Genomic DNA, 16,712 nt, shown 5'->3' on the forward strand with positions numbered 1-16,712 from the left:
AAGCATATCACAACTCAGATTGCGTCTGAAAATAGCTTACACGTATTCAAGGGTTAACACAGTCAGCCTCATATCTAGTGTAAGCATCGTATTGATTAAGGAGTAGCGCGCAACAAATGGTCCTGATAAATAAAAACCCCGTCAAATGACGGGGTTTGATGATGAATGGATTATTCAGCTAAACACTTTGCTTTCTATAGCGTGTCACAAAACTGAGCAGTCCCAATCCGGCCAGCAACATCGCATACGTTCCTGGCTCCGGAACTGCGGCGGCAATCGTATTGAAAGCTGCACCACCAAAGATTGCGACATCGCCCTTGGTTGAGTGTGGGTTATGCAGGCCGAGTTGTAACACTTTTAAAGAATGTGCAATCGAATCCAGACCTGTCACAACTAGTATTCTATTTCCGGTGTGATACATGTCGTAAGTTCCCACATCGATACCATCGACGAAAAACTGTGCGAAACCATCGTTATGATCTCCGGCCATGGTAAAACCAATGCTATTACTAGCGACTGAAAAAGTTGTCGTGGCTTGACTCGTTCCTGGAATACCTGCTGCTGAGTTATCAAACAACCATAATTCGCGTAAGCCTAAGCCTCCTCTGGGTCCATCGCCTGTCGTTTCCCAATCAATTCCACCACGTCCAGCATTTTTATACTCAAGAACTGCATTGCCACTGATACTCAATGGATTACCACTTCTTTCTGGTGTTTCTAACGGTATCCATTCAATCGCAAAGGCTGAGGCGTGTGAGCTGACCAGCAACAATGTAATTACCAATATTCGTATCATTCTCCAACTCCCATTACAGTTAAAGTACTCAATGCAGGGCATGGAATAACAGGATTGGGCATTTTACTGCAACCTCATCCTTCAAAAATACCATGCCGGCGTGATACCTTTAATAAACCCAGCTTGTTCATGCTCAACGAGCAATTGAAATCAGTCAAAATTAAGCAATTAGATTTCTCACATTATCAGTGCGCGCAAGTACACTCAATTCGTAGAATAAAGAGGCAATTCTTCCTCAAATATCGAAATTACCTGCAAGGAGATTGAGATAGCGCATGGAAAAATAATACCCCTCAGCGAGATTTATTATAAAGTCAGAAAAAGTCGCAATAATTTGATTGGAACAATCGATTGGTTACCGCCAATTATTCTTATTTGCAAGATCAAAAACAATGTATCAGTATATAAACAAGCTATTGAAATATAGCAATTTTAGAAGAGGACAGAAATGATGAGAATGCTATTGAAGATATCAGCAATCTGGATTTTGTTCCTATCAATTTCTGTGTGCGCTGACCCCATATCGGATCTGATAACTGGAGAAAAGAAACCTGAAAGCGCTCCTAAGACCGAGAAAGTTATTGAAGTTAACAGTTCTGCGCATGACGATAAAAAGATTCAAAAACGTCTTGAGAAAATTTTCTCCGAACTGGAAAATTTACAGAATATAAAGATTTTGGTTAGCAATGGTATTGTTACGTTGCAGGGCGATGTTAGCGCCTCATCCACGAAAACTAAAGCCTTACAACTCGCCCAGCAAGTTGCCGGGGTCGTCGAGGTAGAAAATGAGATCGTAGTCACTCATAATTTAAAAGCACGCCTGGAGAATACTTGGAAAAAATTCTCAGGAACCGCAAATGAGTTAATTACGAGCTTACCCCTTTTGTTACTGGCAATACTTGCGTTTGTAATGTCATGGATGCTCGGTGGATGGATATCTGAGCGTCGCAATCTTTTTCGACGCATTGCACCGAATTATTTTATTGCGAATCTGTTCGGACAGATTACGCACTTGTTATTTATTTTGCTCGGTCTTGTCATTGCCCTGTCCTTACTGGACCTCACTGCCATACTGGGTACCTTACTAGGAGCAGCAGGTATCGTGGGACTTGCCATCGGTTTTGCAGTTCGTGATACCGTCGAAAACTATATTGCCAGTATTTTATTAAGCTTACGCAATCCGTTTGAGGTCAATGATCTGGTTAACATTGATGGAAATGAAGGCAATGTGGTACGTTTGACCACGCGAGCAACTATTTTGATTTCACCCGATGGCAATCATATTCGCATACCTAATTCGACTGTATTTAAAGCTGTTATTGTCAACTTTACCCGCAATGCAGAGCGGCGTTTTCAATTCGACGTGGGAATTGATACCCAGCAAGATTTACTTGAAGCACAAGCGTTGGCTTTACAAGCCTTGAGCTCAATCGAAGGCGTGTTGTCTGAACCCAAACCAATCGTTGCGATAGAAGCGCTGGGCGACTCCAATATCCTGCTGCGAATTTATGGATGGGTGAATCAAACAAACCATAGTTTCTTAAAAGTGCGCAGCGAAGCGATTCGACATATAAAACAGACATTTGATCAAGCAAATATCATCATGCCAGACCCTACTTATCAGATCAGGGTATTGAATGGAACAAGTAAAGATTTAGCGCAAAACGTCAACGTTGAACAAGGCACCACATACCCTACTGACAAACAGGCCAAATCGTCTACTCATGCGGTTGCAGATATTAGCTCGGACAATACCATTGAAAAGAAAGTGGCGGAAGAACAAGTCCAAAACGATACTGAGAATCTACTTGATAAACAAACCTCGCTAGAATGACCGAAAATATTTTTTATATGCTTCTGTTATACAAATAAATATTAACAACAGCAGCATCATATCGTCACGTTTTTTGCGGAATGATGCCGCTGGGTTTTGCTCTACGTTGCAGCACAATCCCAAGAGGCCATTGCTGCGTAAAAGTATTCGTTCCTCTGATCAATTCACAGATGTAACACATATCACGCGGGGATCATCAGCAAATTCAAGCAACAAGCGCTGCACACGTTCCTGCCACGCGTCGGCAAATGCAGTCTGTTGCGCTGCATCAGCACAATCCTGCAAGATCGCCATCAGACGCTCGCCTTGAGCGGGATCGGCCGGTATCAGCGAGACATCGAGCGTCACCGCCACGCTCGCGTTGCTATCGAGGCGGGTAAAAATAATGGCTTCTCCTTCGCGTTGTGGTGCAAAACTGAGCAATCCCTTGCGTCGGTAACGCCCGCATATTCCCTGGAAACCGTTACCTGAAGCAGCACCCGTCAGTAACGTCAGCACCTGCGCCATGACCCCGGTGACGCCCTCATCCTCCGGTGCGGGCATATGCACGGCAATATTGCCGCGCTCTGCAAGCTCGCCCGGATAAAGCGTAGCCCAGTGCCGCGCGTCCAATCAAAAACGCTCCGGCTACGGTAGGACATGAATGTCCGGCCAGACGCACTGCATCCAGATAATGATAATCAAACCGCCCACCTTGAGCAGCACCCAACACGGCGGCAAACGGGTCATGGGTATGTATAACCGGGGCTTGTTCATAAAAATCAGGAAAATTCATATTTATATCCTTTTTTAATGGATTCATAGGATTCTTAAATTAAATCTGCAGTACGAGGATGCGATTGCAATTGCGGAAAAAGCACGCGCTCTTCATAGCGCACATGCGCAGCCAGCAACTCGCCAACACGGCGTAGCCGTGCTGCTGAATCGAGTTCGCAAGGCCCGCAAGCCAGCATGCGTAACTCTTCATGTTCAGTAAGGATACGCGCAACGATTTCAGCATTCAACGTATCTTCGGTAAGCCGCAATAGCGCTTCTTCTTGGACAAAGTGCGACGCCAGCACATCATGCCAGTGCGCTTCAATGCGTTCCACCATCGCCAAGGTAGTCGCTGTATCATTACTCTCTGCCGCTTTCCGGGCGGCACGGGCCAGCACTAGCGATGTATGGTGTTCACGGGATAAAGAGAGTAAAACGCCAGTACGGGGCATATTTTTAAAAAGTAGTTACATTCATTGATCTGCTCCGCATGTTCTACGGTAACACCACAGTCAATTGCACGTTAAAGTTGATTAGTTGATTTACCATGACTCCAATACAACATAAACCCGGTAAATAGCATGCCGCCAAATAAATTACCCGCGATCACCGGCAGTCCATTCCATAACCACCAGTCCGCTATGGTGATATCTGCACCCAGCAATATGCCGGCAGGAATCACGAACATGTTGACGATAGCGTGTTCGTAACCAAGACCGAAAAAGGTCATGATCGGCAGCCACATGGCGGCGATTTTTCCGCCAGTGGTGCTGGAGGTAAAAGCCATCACTGCACCTAAAGTGACCATCCAGTTACACAGCATCGCGCTGGTAAAGGCAGTAATCGTACCGTTGAAACCCAATTTGGCGTATTCGAGTGTTTTAGTCTCGGCAATGGTGATGGTTCGTTGCAGTGCGGGAATGGTTTCCGGATCGATTACTCCCATTTTGGTTGCCACAACACAATATAAATACGCATATGTGACACTGCCGATCAAATTGCCGATTAACACCCAGCTCCAGTTGACGAGCAAACGACTAAATGGAGTTCTTTTGTCTTTGACAGCAATCGGAATCAATGCGAAATTGCCGGTGGCGAGTTCCAATCCGAGCAATACGATCATGACAAAACCTACCGGAAACACCAAGGCACCAGCAATACCCCAGCCTGTTTGTGCCGCAGCCAGAATCGCCAGCGTGGTCGCGTAACCGAGGAAAGCGCCCGCCAAGAAACCTCGAATCAACAATTGCTTGACCGGAAGACTCGCCTTTTTGGCGCCTGCTTGCAACATGTTCTCAACGACGTCTTCCGGTTTTACATACGCCATAGTCCTACTCTCCCACGCACAAATTCAAGGCTGCAATTTTAACGCATTATTCGATGGAGCTTTTTCGGGTAAAAAGATTTGCAGCAGATCGTTGAGAAAGCGTCTCCCCAGCACAGTAGGTTTAATGCGCAGATGATCATGCACCAGCAGACCGCGCTGTTCGGCTTCATCCAGTTGTTGCTGCACTACGACAAGCGGCAAACCGGTGCGTTCCTGAAACAACGACGCATCAAATCCGCCGCTGAGTCGCAGCGCGTTCATCATGAACTCAAAGCTGCGATCCGCAACAGTTAATTCCTGTTGCGTCTGGATTAATGAATCACCCGTTTGGGCTTTGGCTAGATATTCTTTGGGGTGTTTATAACGCATCTGGCGCACGATTTTATCGGAAAAGCTGATTTTGCTATGCGCACCCGCGCCGATGCCCAAATAATCACCAAACAACCAGTAATTCATATTATGACGCGACTCCTTCCCTGCTTGCGCAAATGCCGAGGTTTCGTAATTACGGTACTGATAGCTTGTTGCGGTTTGCTCGATCATTTCCTGCATCGCCGCTGCTTGTTCATCATCGGGAAGTTTGGGCGGGAAGCGGTAAAACAGCGTATTCGGTTCCAGCGTTAAATGATAGGCTGAAATATGCGTGACTCCGTGAGAGCACGCTGTTTCAATATCCGCCTGCGCTTGTTCCAAGTTTTGTCCGGGTAATGCGTACATCAGATCGAGATTAATATTATCGAAATACTTCAGCGCAATATCCACGGCTCGATGCGCTTCCTGATCATCATGCACGCGACCTAATGCCTGCAGATGCAGCGGATTAAAACTTTGTATGCCGATCGACAGGCGATTGATTCCTGCTTGACGAAAATCAGCGAATTTTTGTGCTTCAAACGTGCCAGGGTTAGCTTCCAGAGTAACTTCGGCGAAATGTTCCAGCGGCAGCAGTGTGCGCACTGCCGTCAATACTTGATCCATTGCTTGAGCGCTAAATAAACTTGGTGTGCCCCCCCCTAAAAATATGCTGCTGAGCCGCCGCCCCCAAACATCCTGAAGCGCGGACTCAAGATCCCGTATTAACGCGGCAACATATTCCTCCTCAGGTACTCGGTTTTCCTCTGCGCGAATTTCGTGTGAATTAAAATCGCAATAAGGACATTTTTTCAGGCACCATGGAAAATGAACATATAAGCTTAGAGGTGGCAGCGATTTAAGTTTCTGAATTGGCCAATCGGGCATCGATTCAACCAATTTTTCGTAATGTCAATAACGGTGGGCTGGATAGTGCGGAGCGTGTTCCCAGCAAACCTGCGACCAAAACACCGATAACACCCGCTAGTGTGCCAACCACCCAGATCCAGGGATTAAAAGTATAGTCGAAATGTAGAACATGTTTGCTGATGACATAAGCAAGCGCGCTGGCGCCAGCAGACGCAAATAATCCAGCCAATCCACCCAGAATCGCGAACTCGGCCGCCCAGGCGCGCGACAATTGCTCTCGTCTGGCACCCAATGCTCTGAAAATAGCTGCTTCGTAAATGCGTTCATCTTGTGTCGCGGCTATTGCCGCATACAGTACAGCAAATCCTGCCAATAAGGTAAATAAGAACACAAACTCAACCGCTTGAGAAACTTGTTGAATCATTTTCTGCACCTGATTGATAACCACGGCAACATCAACGACCAGAATGCTCGGAAATGTTCTGACAAGCTCATGAACCATGGAAATTTCTGCAGGCGGAACATAAAAGCTGGTGACAAAGCTTGCGGGATAGTTATCCAGCTGACCTGGAGGAACCACAACGAAAAAATTAGCCCGGAAAGTATCCCAATCCACTTTTCTCACGCTGGTGATCTTGGCTGTAAAGTGGCTACCAGCAATATCATAAGTCAGTTCATCGCCCAGTTTAACGCGAATGGTCTTGGCTATGCCTTCTTCAATCGACAGTTCGGCTTCTTGAGTGTCGTCATTCCACCAGGACCCCTGAACGATCTGATTATCCGACGAAAGTTCACTTGCCCAGGTTAAATTGAATTCACGCCGAATATGCCTCTCAGCATGCAGATCATCTCGATAATTTTTCGGCGATATATTTTTACCATTAATCTTGACCAATCGCCCCTTGACCATCGGATACATCGGCGGCGGCTCTATCTCATATTGCTGAAAAAATTCTTGCAGCGATTGCACTTCATCCGCTTGTATGTTCACCAGGAAATGGTTGGGTGCATCGGGAGGTAAGCTGGCATGCCAATCGTCAATCAGATCATTCTGAATCAAAGTCAGCACGAGCAATGACATCAACCCCAACCCCAAAGCCACGGCCTGCAATATGCTGGAAATCGCACGACGGTGAATACTGGCTAAACCATAACGCCAAGCGCCACCGGCTTGATGACGCAAACCTGAAAGCGCTTTGATCAGCAACCAGCCCAAGCAACCAAAAATGACAATCGCTGAAACAAATCCCGTCACAATATAAAGACCCAGCTTGAGATCTTGCGCCTTCCAAATAAACAACAGCGATAAAGTTACTAATCCCAATAAATAACCTGCCAAACTGTGCGCATTGGACAAACCGATGTCTCTACGCAACACGCGCAACGCCGGAACACTGCGCAAGTTCAGCACCGGCGGCAATGCAAAACCCACTAATAACACTAAGCCAACTAGTAATCCTTGCAACGCGGGTAACCAGCTTGGCCAAGGCAAGGCTGTATCCACGATACCAATTAGCCAGGACGCCAGAATTTGCTGTGCGGCGAAACCTATCAAACAGGCAATTGAGCTGGCAATAACACCCAAGGTAATAAAATAATGCCAATAGAGATAAAACAGTTGCCGCTGACTCGCTCCCAAGCTACGCATCACCGCGCATCCATCCAAATGGCGCTGAGTAAACCGGCGCACCGCCAATGCAATCGCCGCTGCTGCCAGAACCACACTGGCCAATGCAGCCAGACTTAAGAATTTTTCCGCGCGCTCCAACGCGGCTTTAATCTCAGGACGTGCATCGCGAATGCCTTCCACTCTTTGTGCTTTTGTCAGTTGAGGTTTTATCCAATCGCGGAATTGTTGCACCATTTTCACTTCACCGGCTACCAGCAACTGATATGAAACACGGCTGCCTTCCTGAATCAAGCCCGTCTCTGATAAATCAGATGCATTGATCATGGCACGTGCGCCCATGTTGATAAACCCTACCGAGTGATCCGGTTCGCGCACAACCAGCTCGGTTACAGTTAACTGAGCAGCTCCGACATCGACCATGTCGTTTGCTTTAAGATCGAGTCGCGCCATGACTTTTTCATCTACCCAGATAGTACCCGGCTGAGGAATTGTGTTTGCTATCGTAATTTCTGGTTCCTTAGTATGCGACACTGACGACCGACTGGCCAGATGTATACGCCCACGTAATGGATATCCCTCAGCTACTGCTTTTATTTCCGTGAGTAAATTATTCTCACCATCAGAGATCATACTGGGAAACTTAGTTAATGATGATATGGCTAACCCCAATCGGCTAGCCTCTTCAGCATAGATCTCCGGCAAAGGCTGGCTCGAAATAACCAGTAAATCGGCGCCCAATAATTGATTACTTTCGCGCGTGAGGGCTAATTCTACCCGCTCGGCAAAAAAACCTACCGTGGTCATGCCGCTAACTGCAATGATCAATGCCAACACCAGAACATTAAGTTCGCCTGCACGCCAGTCTCGGCATAACATACGGAAAGACAATTTAAAATGGCTCATAGAAAAAATTATCGACGTACTGAAAAGATAGAATAAATAGTAATAATGCCAAGCTTTTGCAACTACTGCACCAATTTACCATCCGCCAAACGAATCTGGCGCGAACAACGCTGCGACAACGCTTCATCATGAGTAACCAGGACCAATGTCGTACCATGCTCACGATTGAGTTCAAACATGAGATCAATGATCTGTATACCGGTAGTCGAGTCAAGATTTCCAGTGGGCTCATCCGCCAGCAATAACTTAGGATCCGTGGCAAATGCGCGTGCGATGGCAACTCTCTGCTGCTCTCCTCCAGACAATTGTTTCGGATAATGATCCAGGCGTTTGGACAGTCCCACGCGCTCCAACAGTCTCCGTGCTATCGTTTCGGCATCTTTATTCTGCTGAGAGAGCTCCAAAGGCAACATCACGTTCTCAATCGCCGTTAACGCTGGTAATAATTGAAAGGATTGAAATACAAAACCTAGAACTTTTCCGCGTAAAGCGGCACGACTATCTTCATCCAACGTAAAAATATCGACCGCGTCCAGATGAACTTTCCCTGCAGTTGGCAAATCCAATCCTGCCAGTAAGCCTAATAAAGTAGATTTTCCCGAACCAGATGCGCCTATAATTGCAACAGCTTCACCGGCGTTTACTTGCAAATCGATATCTTGCAATATTGTAAGTTGTGTATCACCGGTATTGACCTGTTTGGTCAATGCATGAGTCCAAAGAATGGGTTGATCAACACGATTATCTAACATGAAAAAATATTTCCTGATTATTCTGATTTTTGTTTTTACTATCAGTGCTCCGGCAGTCGCATTGACCAAAACCATAATGGTCTTTGGCGATAGCCTGTCCGCCAGTTATGGCATGTCGACCGAAGCGGGCTGGGTTACGTTGCTGGAGCAACGATTACAGTCAAAGTATGCTGACTATCACATCATCAATGCAAGTATCAGTGGCGAAACGGCACTGGGAGGACGCAATCGAATTCGACAAGCACTTGAAACACATCGTCCCGAGATTGTTATTCTGGAACTTGGCGGAAATGACGGTTTGCGCGGTGCGTCAATTAAATCCATTCATGAGAATCTGGCTGCCATTATAGAAGAATGTCAACAAAACAATGCACTGGTTTTACTTGCCGGCATGCAGTTGCCACCCAATTATGGCAGAACGTACACACAAAAGTTCCAAACCATTTTTCCGCAACTGGCTGAAAATTATCAAATCAAATTGATACCATTTCTACTGGCTGGCTTTGGTGATAAACACGAATTCTTCCAAGCTGATGGAATACATCCGACCGAAGTCGCACAGAAAAAAATTGCAGAAAATGTCTGGGAAGTTTTGCAAACCATGTTTAAAACCGAACAGGTTGCCACCAATCCTGATATTTAATCGCACATTGTATCATCGCAACTTCATAAGGACATAAACTAAGCAGTTAAAACTTATCCAGGTCGTCAATAAATTTCTGTAAATCACTGGACAAAGGCGAACGTAGATGGATACGTTGTCCTGAGACGGGGTGTGTAATTTGTAGCGAATGAGCATGCAAAAACATACGCGCCAGCTTGCTTCCCCCACCAACTTCAGCTTTAGCGAGCCGCTTGTTGATCTCAAAATTACCATATTTATCATCCCCAAGAATCGGAAAACCTAAATATGCGAGATGAACACGAATTTGATGTGTGCGTCCCGTTTTTATTTGTGCATCTAATAAGCTGAAATCGCCCCAAGATTTATCTAACTTAAATATCGAGTGAGCAGACATCGGTTTGCTGCCAGGGCGAGTGTTGCCGGCTACCGCTACGCGCCGCTCACCACTTGCTGTTACATATTTGTCAAGTGCCAGCTTTACATGCTGCTTCGCGTTTTGCCATTTGCCTTTGACCAAAACCAGATAATGCTTCTCCACCAAGCCTTCACGAATTTGTCGATGTAATTCTACCAATGCGCTGCGTTTCTTTGCCAGTAACAATACACCCGAAGTTTCGCGATCCAAACGATGCACCAACTCTAGAAATTTCCATGATGAATTTTGCGCACGTAATTGCTCAATCACGCCAAAGCTGATATTACTTCCGCCATGAACAGCCATCCCGCTTGGCTTGTCAATAACCAGCACTGCATCATCCTCATATAAAGTAGTAAAAGAGAAAAAATTTGCACGAGTAATTGTAGTGCGATTGCAAGCATCCTTTGTTTCTATCTTAACTGGCGGAATTCGCACCATATCGCCTAATTGCAAGCGATAGCTAGCATTTATTCGCTTTCCGTTAACACGTACTTGACCGCTTCTTACCAATTGATACAAATGATTTTTGGGCACCGTCCTAAATCGTTTGAATAAAAAATTATCGATCCGTTGATCATTGCTATCTTCTTGAACGCACTCTTTGGTTATTAATGTGATAGATTGCATTTTATTAATATGTATTTGATTTAATGAAACTCCGGATATAATATGTAAGTGATGGGGAAATTATAAGGTGGCTATTTATTCCTTGAATCCTCCCTTGTTTAAATTCTTTCTGTAAGAATTTAAACATTCGTGACAAAATACGAACATGAACTCAGTAAATATTTGGTCAGACTCTGTTGCTTTTAGATTAACTAAATTTTACTTTAAACAAAGCAATATTTGGAACTTTATGTAAAATCTGATACCTTAAACAACTTGCGAAGTACTCATAATTGTTGTTGCGCTTAAAATTACAACTATAAAATAGTTTCACAAAGCAAATCAGCATATTACATATTAAATAAATTAATAAAAAAGAAATACCTAATTGATAAATATTTTCTGTTATACAAGTAATAAACCCAAGCCTCGTCATTACAACTACGTATACCGAAAAAATCTATCCACTCGACAAATTGTGGATAGTGTATGGATAAATAAAACACGTAAGGTTTGTAAATGAAACGAATGTTATTTAATGCAACGCAACCTGAAGAGTTGCGCGTTGCAATAGTAAGCGGTCAAACGTTGGTTGACCTCGATATAGAATCTGTAAGTAAAGAACAACGCAAAAGTAATATCTATAAAGCTGTTATAACGCGTATAGAGCCAAGCCTGGAAGCCGCGTTTGTTGATTATGGCTGTGAGCGACACGGTTTCCTGCCATTTAAAGAAATTGCCCCCTCGTGTTTTGCTGAAAGCAGTACGCCCAATGCACGAATCCAAGATCTTCTACAAGAAGGACAAGAACTGATCGTTCAAGTTGACAAAGATGAACGTGGAAATAAGGGGGCCGCATTAACCACTTATATTTCTCTGGCTGGCCGGTATTTGGTTTTGATACCCAATAATTCCAGTAGTGGTGGCGTGTCGCGGCGCATCACAGGAGAAGAGCGCAATGATTTGCGCGAAGTCATAGCAAAACTTGAAATTCCTACAGGCATGAGCATTATCGCCAGAACTGCCGGAATCGGCCGTAGTGGGGAAGAACTACAATGGGACTTGAATTACCTGACACAACTTTGGTATGCCATTGAAGAAGCCGCCAACAATCAAGATGGCGTTTTCCTGATTTATCAGGAAAGCAGCTTAGTCATCCGCGCGATTCGTGATTATTTTAGCCAAGAGATTGGTGAGATTCTAATTGACAGCCGCGATATTTACGAACAAGCCAGCCAATTTATGGCACACGTTATGCCAGCTAACGTGGATCGGCTTAAATTTTATCACGATGATGTACCATTATTTTCACGCTTCCAAATTGAACATCAGATAGAAACAGCTTATTCCAGGCAGGTTTCTCTTCCTTCAGGAGGTGCGATTGTTATCGACCACACTGAAGCATTGGTTTCCGTTGATGTTAATTCAGCGCGCGCAATCCGCGGTTTAGATATCGAGCATACCGCGCTCAATACCAATCTCGAAGCAGCTGATGAAATTGCTCGCCAATTGCGATTACGGGATTTAGGCGGATTAATTGTTATCGATTTTATCGATATGGATGTACAGCGCAATCAGCGTGAAGTTGAAGCACGATTGCACGAAGCATTGCGGCAAGACCGCGCACGTATTCAGGTTGGAAAAATCTCCCGTTTTGGATTGCTGGAATTATCCCGTCAACGCTTACGCCCTTCGTTAGGCGAAAGTAATTACATTCCATGTACGCGGTGCCAAGGCACTGGATTCATTCGTGGGACTGATTCCTCCGCGCTGCATATACTCAGAATCATCCAAGAAGAGGCGATGAAAGAAAACACCAATGCGTTGCATGTTCAACTGCCGGTTGATGTAGCCACTTTCTTACTGAACGAAAAACGCGCAGAAATCTATGACATTGAAATGCGTCAAAGGATCAATATTGTTCTGATCCCCAATATTCATATCGAAACGCCTAACTATAGTATTAATCGTTTACGCCAAGAGGACCTAAGATCAAATGAAGCGGTCGCCAGTTATAAATTGGTGGAGAAAAATACTGAAGATAACAGCCTAGTAATTTCCGAACAGAAAAACAAACCTACCCGTCCGCAAGCTGCTGTTCAAGGTATAACATCCTCACTGCCCGCGCCCGTGCGCGAAGATAAATCAAGCGACACTTCGCTGCTGGACAAATTCTTCGGTTGGTTTAAACAGGTCAAAAACGAAGAAACCAAAACTGATCTTGAAAAAAAACAACAAACTGACACTGATAAAAACAATTCGTCTCAAGAACGCACTCGCCCGAGAGGACGACGCGGAAGAAACCGCAATGAGCGCAATAAAGATGCCTCTATGCACAAGCAAGCTAAACTAGGGGAATTGACAGATTCCGGTATCACCGCTGCAATACCAGCAGAATACGCCATCTCGGCGGAACTTGGTGATTCGCCAGAGCTATCTACAGAACGAAAAAATATCAGAAACAAGCCTTCTCCGCAATCCAACACGGATCTTGAAGAAAAATTACTGTCAAACAATGTACTGATCAGTGAAACAGAAAATCATGACGGCATAGATGCAAAACCCGTGGATCGTAAACGTACGCGCCGGTATCGCGGAAATAAAAATCGCGATCAATCTGCACGCGCTAAGACCTTGATTGAAGACCAAGCTTCTCCGGATAATACATCAACTCATGAGGCCTGCTCAACAGATCCTGCGCCAAATATTGAGGCATCAGACCCGATCAGCGAGCCTCCGGCAATTGAACCCGCTAAGAAGCAATCTATGAGAAAATCAGTTGAAAAAAACCCTACTGACGATTCTGAAATGACCAGCAATAATAATCGCGTAGATGAACCGCCTATTACACATCAACAGCCTGAGCTCAGTGTGACTAGAGAACTTCCAGATTTTACGAAAAGTGGTCTCGTCATGATAGAAACACCACCCGAGAAAGTTGAAATGGCGACCGAAGAAACCATTACTCCTAAACAACCCAGAAGAAAAACCATGAAAATCAACGATGCGCCCGCTGAACCGTTAACGCAAATTGAAACACGTGATTAAATACCTGCAGGTTCTGCAAGTACATATATAATTTTAATGCGCCTGTTCCCAATTGTCTCCGGCTCCAATATCAATCACTAATGGAACATCAAGCTGCAAAACATTGCCCATATATTCCGCCAAGCTTGATTTCATTACTGCAACTTCATCAGTTGGAACCTCCAGAACCAGCTCATCGTGTACTTGCATAATCAATTTGCTACGTAATTTATTCTTATGCAGCCAATTGCTTACCGCGATCATTGCCAGCTTGATAATATCGGCGGCGGTTCCCTGCATGGGTGCATTAATGGCAGCCCGCTCCGCCCCTTGCCGCCGATTGCCATTGGCATTGTTAATCTCGGGCAACCATAGTCGGCGTCCCAGTACAGTTTCAACATAGCCCAACCGCCTAGCTTTCTCGCGGGTTTGCTGCATATAGCTTTCCACTCTCGGATACCGAGCAAAATAACGCTCCATATAAGCACGAGCAGCACTGCGCTCAATACCCAATTGCGTCGCCAAACCAAATTCAGACATACCATAAATCAAACCAAAATTAATCACCTTAGCGTAACGGCGCTGCTCTTGATCGACCTGACTCAGTGGTATTCCCAGAATTTCTGCGGCTGTTGCGCTATGGATATCTTCTCCGGCCGCAAATGCTTTTAACAAGCCATCATCTTGAGAAAGATGCGCCATGATACGCAATTCTATTTGCGAGTAATCAGCGGAAATAATCTGGTGTCCTATCGGAGCAATGAACGCTTCACGAATTCTGCGGCCCTCGCTGGTACGCACCGGAATATTCTGCAGATTAGGATCCGAACTGGCAAGGCGACCGGTCACAGCGACGGCTTGGGAATAATTGGTATGCACACGCCCGGTATTTCGATCTATCATCAACGGCAATTTGTCTGTATACGTCGATTTCAATTTAGCCAGACTACGATAATTAAGTAATAACTTCGGCAATGGATAATCCAATGCAAGCTGCTGCAGAACATCTTCATCGGTGGAAGGGACGCCAGTAGGTGTTTTTTTGACAATAGGCAATTTAAGCTGGTTAAACAAAATTTCCTGTATTTGCTTAGGTGAATTCAAATTGAACGGCTGCCCGGAAATAGCATATGCTTGTTGTTCGAGCGCATGTAATTTCTCACCCAGTTCGTGACTCTGCTTTTGCAACAGTTTATAGTCCAATAAAACACCATTCCGCTCAATTTCAAATAACACATTTAGGATCGGCATTTCGATTTCACGATAGATGTGATTCAATTGCTCGTTACTTTGAATGCTGGGATATAGCTTCTGATGCAGACGCAACGTAACATCCGCATCTTCGGCAGCATACTGCGTGGCGGTTTCAATCTCCACCTCATCAAATCCGATGCGCTTGACGCCTTTTCCGGTGACATCGTCATAACTAATGGTTTTAACGCCGAGATGACGCAGCGCCAAACTATCCATATTATGTGGGCGATGAGATTCCAGCACATAAGATTGCAACAACGTATCGTGAGCAATACCATTCAACTGAATGCCATGGTTTGCAAAAACATGTTTGTCGTATTTTAGATTCTGCCCCAATTTGGGTTTTGTCACATTTTCCAGCCACGGCTTAAGTTTATTTAGTGCTCCGTCAAACAAAAGTTGCTGCGACACCCCCGGATAAATATGCATCAACGGAAGATAAGCTGCGTGATGACTTTCAATGCAAAACGAAATACCCACCAGTTTTGCCTGCATTGGATTCAGACTGGTTGTTTCAGTATCTACTGATACCAGCTGCGCTGCATCCAACCGGATTAACCAATCTTCCAACTCCGCATCCGTATAGATCGTGTGATAAGTTCCTGACTGACAAAAAACGGCTTTATCGTTTCCATCATCACCCGCTGCTGCTTGGCTTTCGCTCATATGGGCTAATTCCGATTGATTTGGATTTGTAGTAACCGCCTTCTGACGTAATTCACGTAACGATACCTTCATATCCAGCTGCTCGTAGAGCCGGGCTAATTGTTCGACGTCCTGAGGTTGCAGCGCTAGATCCGTAATTTTTACCGGCAGATCCACATCACATTTGATGGTGATTAATTTGCGTGCGATATCGAACCAATCCAATGCGTTACGTAAATTATCACCTATTGCACCCTTTATTTCATCGGCATGCATAATAATATTATCTAATGATCCATATTGCGTTAACCATTTGACAGCCGTTTTGGGTCCTACTTTGCGCACACCCGGAACATTGTCAGACGTATCGCCTACCAACATCAAGTAATCTAACATGCGTTCCGGTGGCACGCCAAACTTGGCTAGCACTTTCGCTTGATCCAATACTTCGTTAGTCATCGTATTGATCAACGAAACATGAGAATTCACCAGCTGCGCAATATCTTTATCTCCGGTCGAGATGATGCAACGCATATCAGCTTCAATCGCCTGCTTCGCCAAGGTACCGATAACATCATCCGCCTCCACTCCGTCGATAATCAACATCGGCCAGCCCATGGCACGAATACAGGTATGCAAAGGTTCAATCTGGACCGCCAAATCCAGAGGCATAGGCGGCCTATTCGCTTTATACTCGGGATAGATCTTGTCCCGGAAAGTTTTACCTTTTGCATCAAACACACACGCGCTATAATCCGCCTGGTAATCCATGTGCAAACGCCGCAGCATATTGAGCACGCCATGAATGGCGCCCGTTGGTTCATTTTCACGATTGCGTAAGTCAGGCAATGCATGATAAGCCCGGTATAAATAAGATGAACCATCAACCAGCAACACTGTTTTCATTTACAAGTTTCC

The 16,712-nt window shown here is 45.1% G+C and carries 13 protein-coding genes; 3 read left to right on the forward strand and 10 right to left on the reverse strand.

Going from position 1 to position 16,712, the window contains the following annotated elements; translation table 11 throughout:
- Nucleotides 1–178: 178 nt before the first annotated feature.
- Entirely contained in the window at nucleotides 179–796 is a 618-nt protein-coding gene (locus Q0C11_RS03315) for a PEP-CTERM sorting domain-containing protein (protein ID WP_293005718.1), read from the reverse strand.
- Nucleotides 797–1,244: 448 nt separating this feature from the next.
- Between Q0C11_RS03315 and Q0C11_RS03320 the strand changes: the two genes are divergently transcribed.
- Complete coding sequence (locus tag Q0C11_RS03320; RefSeq protein WP_293005720.1) at nucleotides 1,245–2,630, forward strand: mechanosensitive ion channel family protein; 1,386 nt, start codon at nucleotides 1,245–1,247, stop codon at nucleotides 2,628–2,630.
- 159 nt (nucleotides 2,631–2,789) lie between these two features.
- Here the strand turns inward: Q0C11_RS03320 and Q0C11_RS03325 are convergent, their stop codons facing one another.
- The 7 genes from Q0C11_RS03325 to Q0C11_RS03355 all read right to left on the reverse strand — a co-directional run bounded on the left by Q0C11_RS03325 (nucleotide 2,790) and on the right by Q0C11_RS03355 (nucleotide 9,219).
- Nucleotides 2,790–3,128: a hypothetical protein gene (locus Q0C11_RS03325; protein ID WP_293005722.1), complete on the reverse strand. Its 339-nt coding sequence runs from the start codon at nucleotides 3,126–3,128 to the stop codon at nucleotides 2,790–2,792.
- A gap of 25 nt (nucleotides 3,129–3,153) precedes the next feature.
- Complete coding sequence (locus Q0C11_RS03330) at nucleotides 3,154–3,405, reverse strand: hypothetical protein (RefSeq protein WP_293005724.1); 252 nt, start codon at nucleotides 3,403–3,405, stop codon at nucleotides 3,154–3,156.
- A gap of 34 nt (nucleotides 3,406–3,439) precedes the next feature.
- Nucleotides 3,440–3,838 (reverse strand): hemerythrin domain-containing protein, encoded by a 399-nt coding sequence (locus Q0C11_RS03335; protein ID WP_293005726.1) that lies wholly within the window; start codon nucleotides 3,836–3,838, stop codon nucleotides 3,440–3,442.
- Between the two features lie 71 nt (nucleotides 3,839–3,909).
- A complete protein-coding gene (locus Q0C11_RS03340; RefSeq protein WP_293005727.1) occupies nucleotides 3,910–4,713 on the reverse strand; it encodes a formate/nitrite transporter family protein in 804 nt (267 codons plus the stop codon).
- A gap of 24 nt (nucleotides 4,714–4,737) precedes the next feature.
- Nucleotides 4,738–5,952, reverse strand: a complete 1,215-nt coding sequence (hemW, locus tag Q0C11_RS03345) for a radical SAM family heme chaperone HemW (protein WP_293005729.1) — start codon at nucleotides 5,950–5,952, stop codon at nucleotides 4,738–4,740.
- Nucleotides 5,953–5,956: 4 nt separating this feature from the next.
- Nucleotides 5,957–8,467 (reverse strand): FtsX-like permease family protein, encoded by a 2,511-nt coding sequence (locus Q0C11_RS03350; RefSeq protein WP_293005731.1) that lies wholly within the window; start codon nucleotides 8,465–8,467, stop codon nucleotides 5,957–5,959.
- A gap of 62 nt (nucleotides 8,468–8,529) precedes the next feature.
- Nucleotides 8,530–9,219: an ABC transporter ATP-binding protein gene (locus Q0C11_RS03355; protein WP_293005733.1), complete on the reverse strand. Its 690-nt coding sequence runs from the start codon at nucleotides 9,217–9,219 to the stop codon at nucleotides 8,530–8,532.
- Between Q0C11_RS03355 and Q0C11_RS03360 the strand changes: the two genes are divergently transcribed.
- Nucleotides 9,218–9,862: an arylesterase gene (locus Q0C11_RS03360; protein ID WP_293005735.1), complete on the forward strand. Its 645-nt coding sequence runs from the start codon at nucleotides 9,218–9,220 to the stop codon at nucleotides 9,860–9,862. The genes Q0C11_RS03355 and Q0C11_RS03360 overlap by 2 nt on opposite strands.
- A 46-nt stretch (nucleotides 9,863–9,908) precedes the next feature.
- On the opposite strand, the gene Q0C11_RS03365 is transcribed toward Q0C11_RS03360, so the two are convergent.
- Nucleotides 9,909–10,889 (reverse strand): RluA family pseudouridine synthase, encoded by a 981-nt coding sequence (locus Q0C11_RS03365; RefSeq protein ID WP_293005737.1) that lies wholly within the window; start codon nucleotides 10,887–10,889, stop codon nucleotides 9,909–9,911.
- A 498-nt stretch (nucleotides 10,890–11,387) separates the two neighbouring features.
- Between Q0C11_RS03365 and Q0C11_RS03370 the strand changes: the two genes are divergently transcribed.
- Nucleotides 11,388–13,916: an Rne/Rng family ribonuclease gene (locus Q0C11_RS03370; protein WP_293005739.1), complete on the forward strand. Its 2,529-nt coding sequence runs from the start codon at nucleotides 11,388–11,390 to the stop codon at nucleotides 13,914–13,916.
- A gap of 33 nt (nucleotides 13,917–13,949) precedes the next feature.
- On the opposite strand, the gene polA is transcribed toward Q0C11_RS03370, so the two are convergent.
- Nucleotides 13,950–16,700 (reverse strand): DNA polymerase I, encoded by a 2,751-nt coding sequence (gene polA, locus Q0C11_RS03375; protein ID WP_293005741.1) that lies wholly within the window; start codon nucleotides 16,698–16,700, stop codon nucleotides 13,950–13,952.
- Between the last annotated feature and the right edge of the window lie 12 nt (nucleotides 16,701–16,712).

The sequence above is a fragment of the Nitrosomonas sp. genome (genome assembly GCF_022842015.1).
Taxonomy (GTDB): Bacteria; Pseudomonadota; Gammaproteobacteria; order Burkholderiales; family Nitrosomonadaceae; genus Nitrosomonas.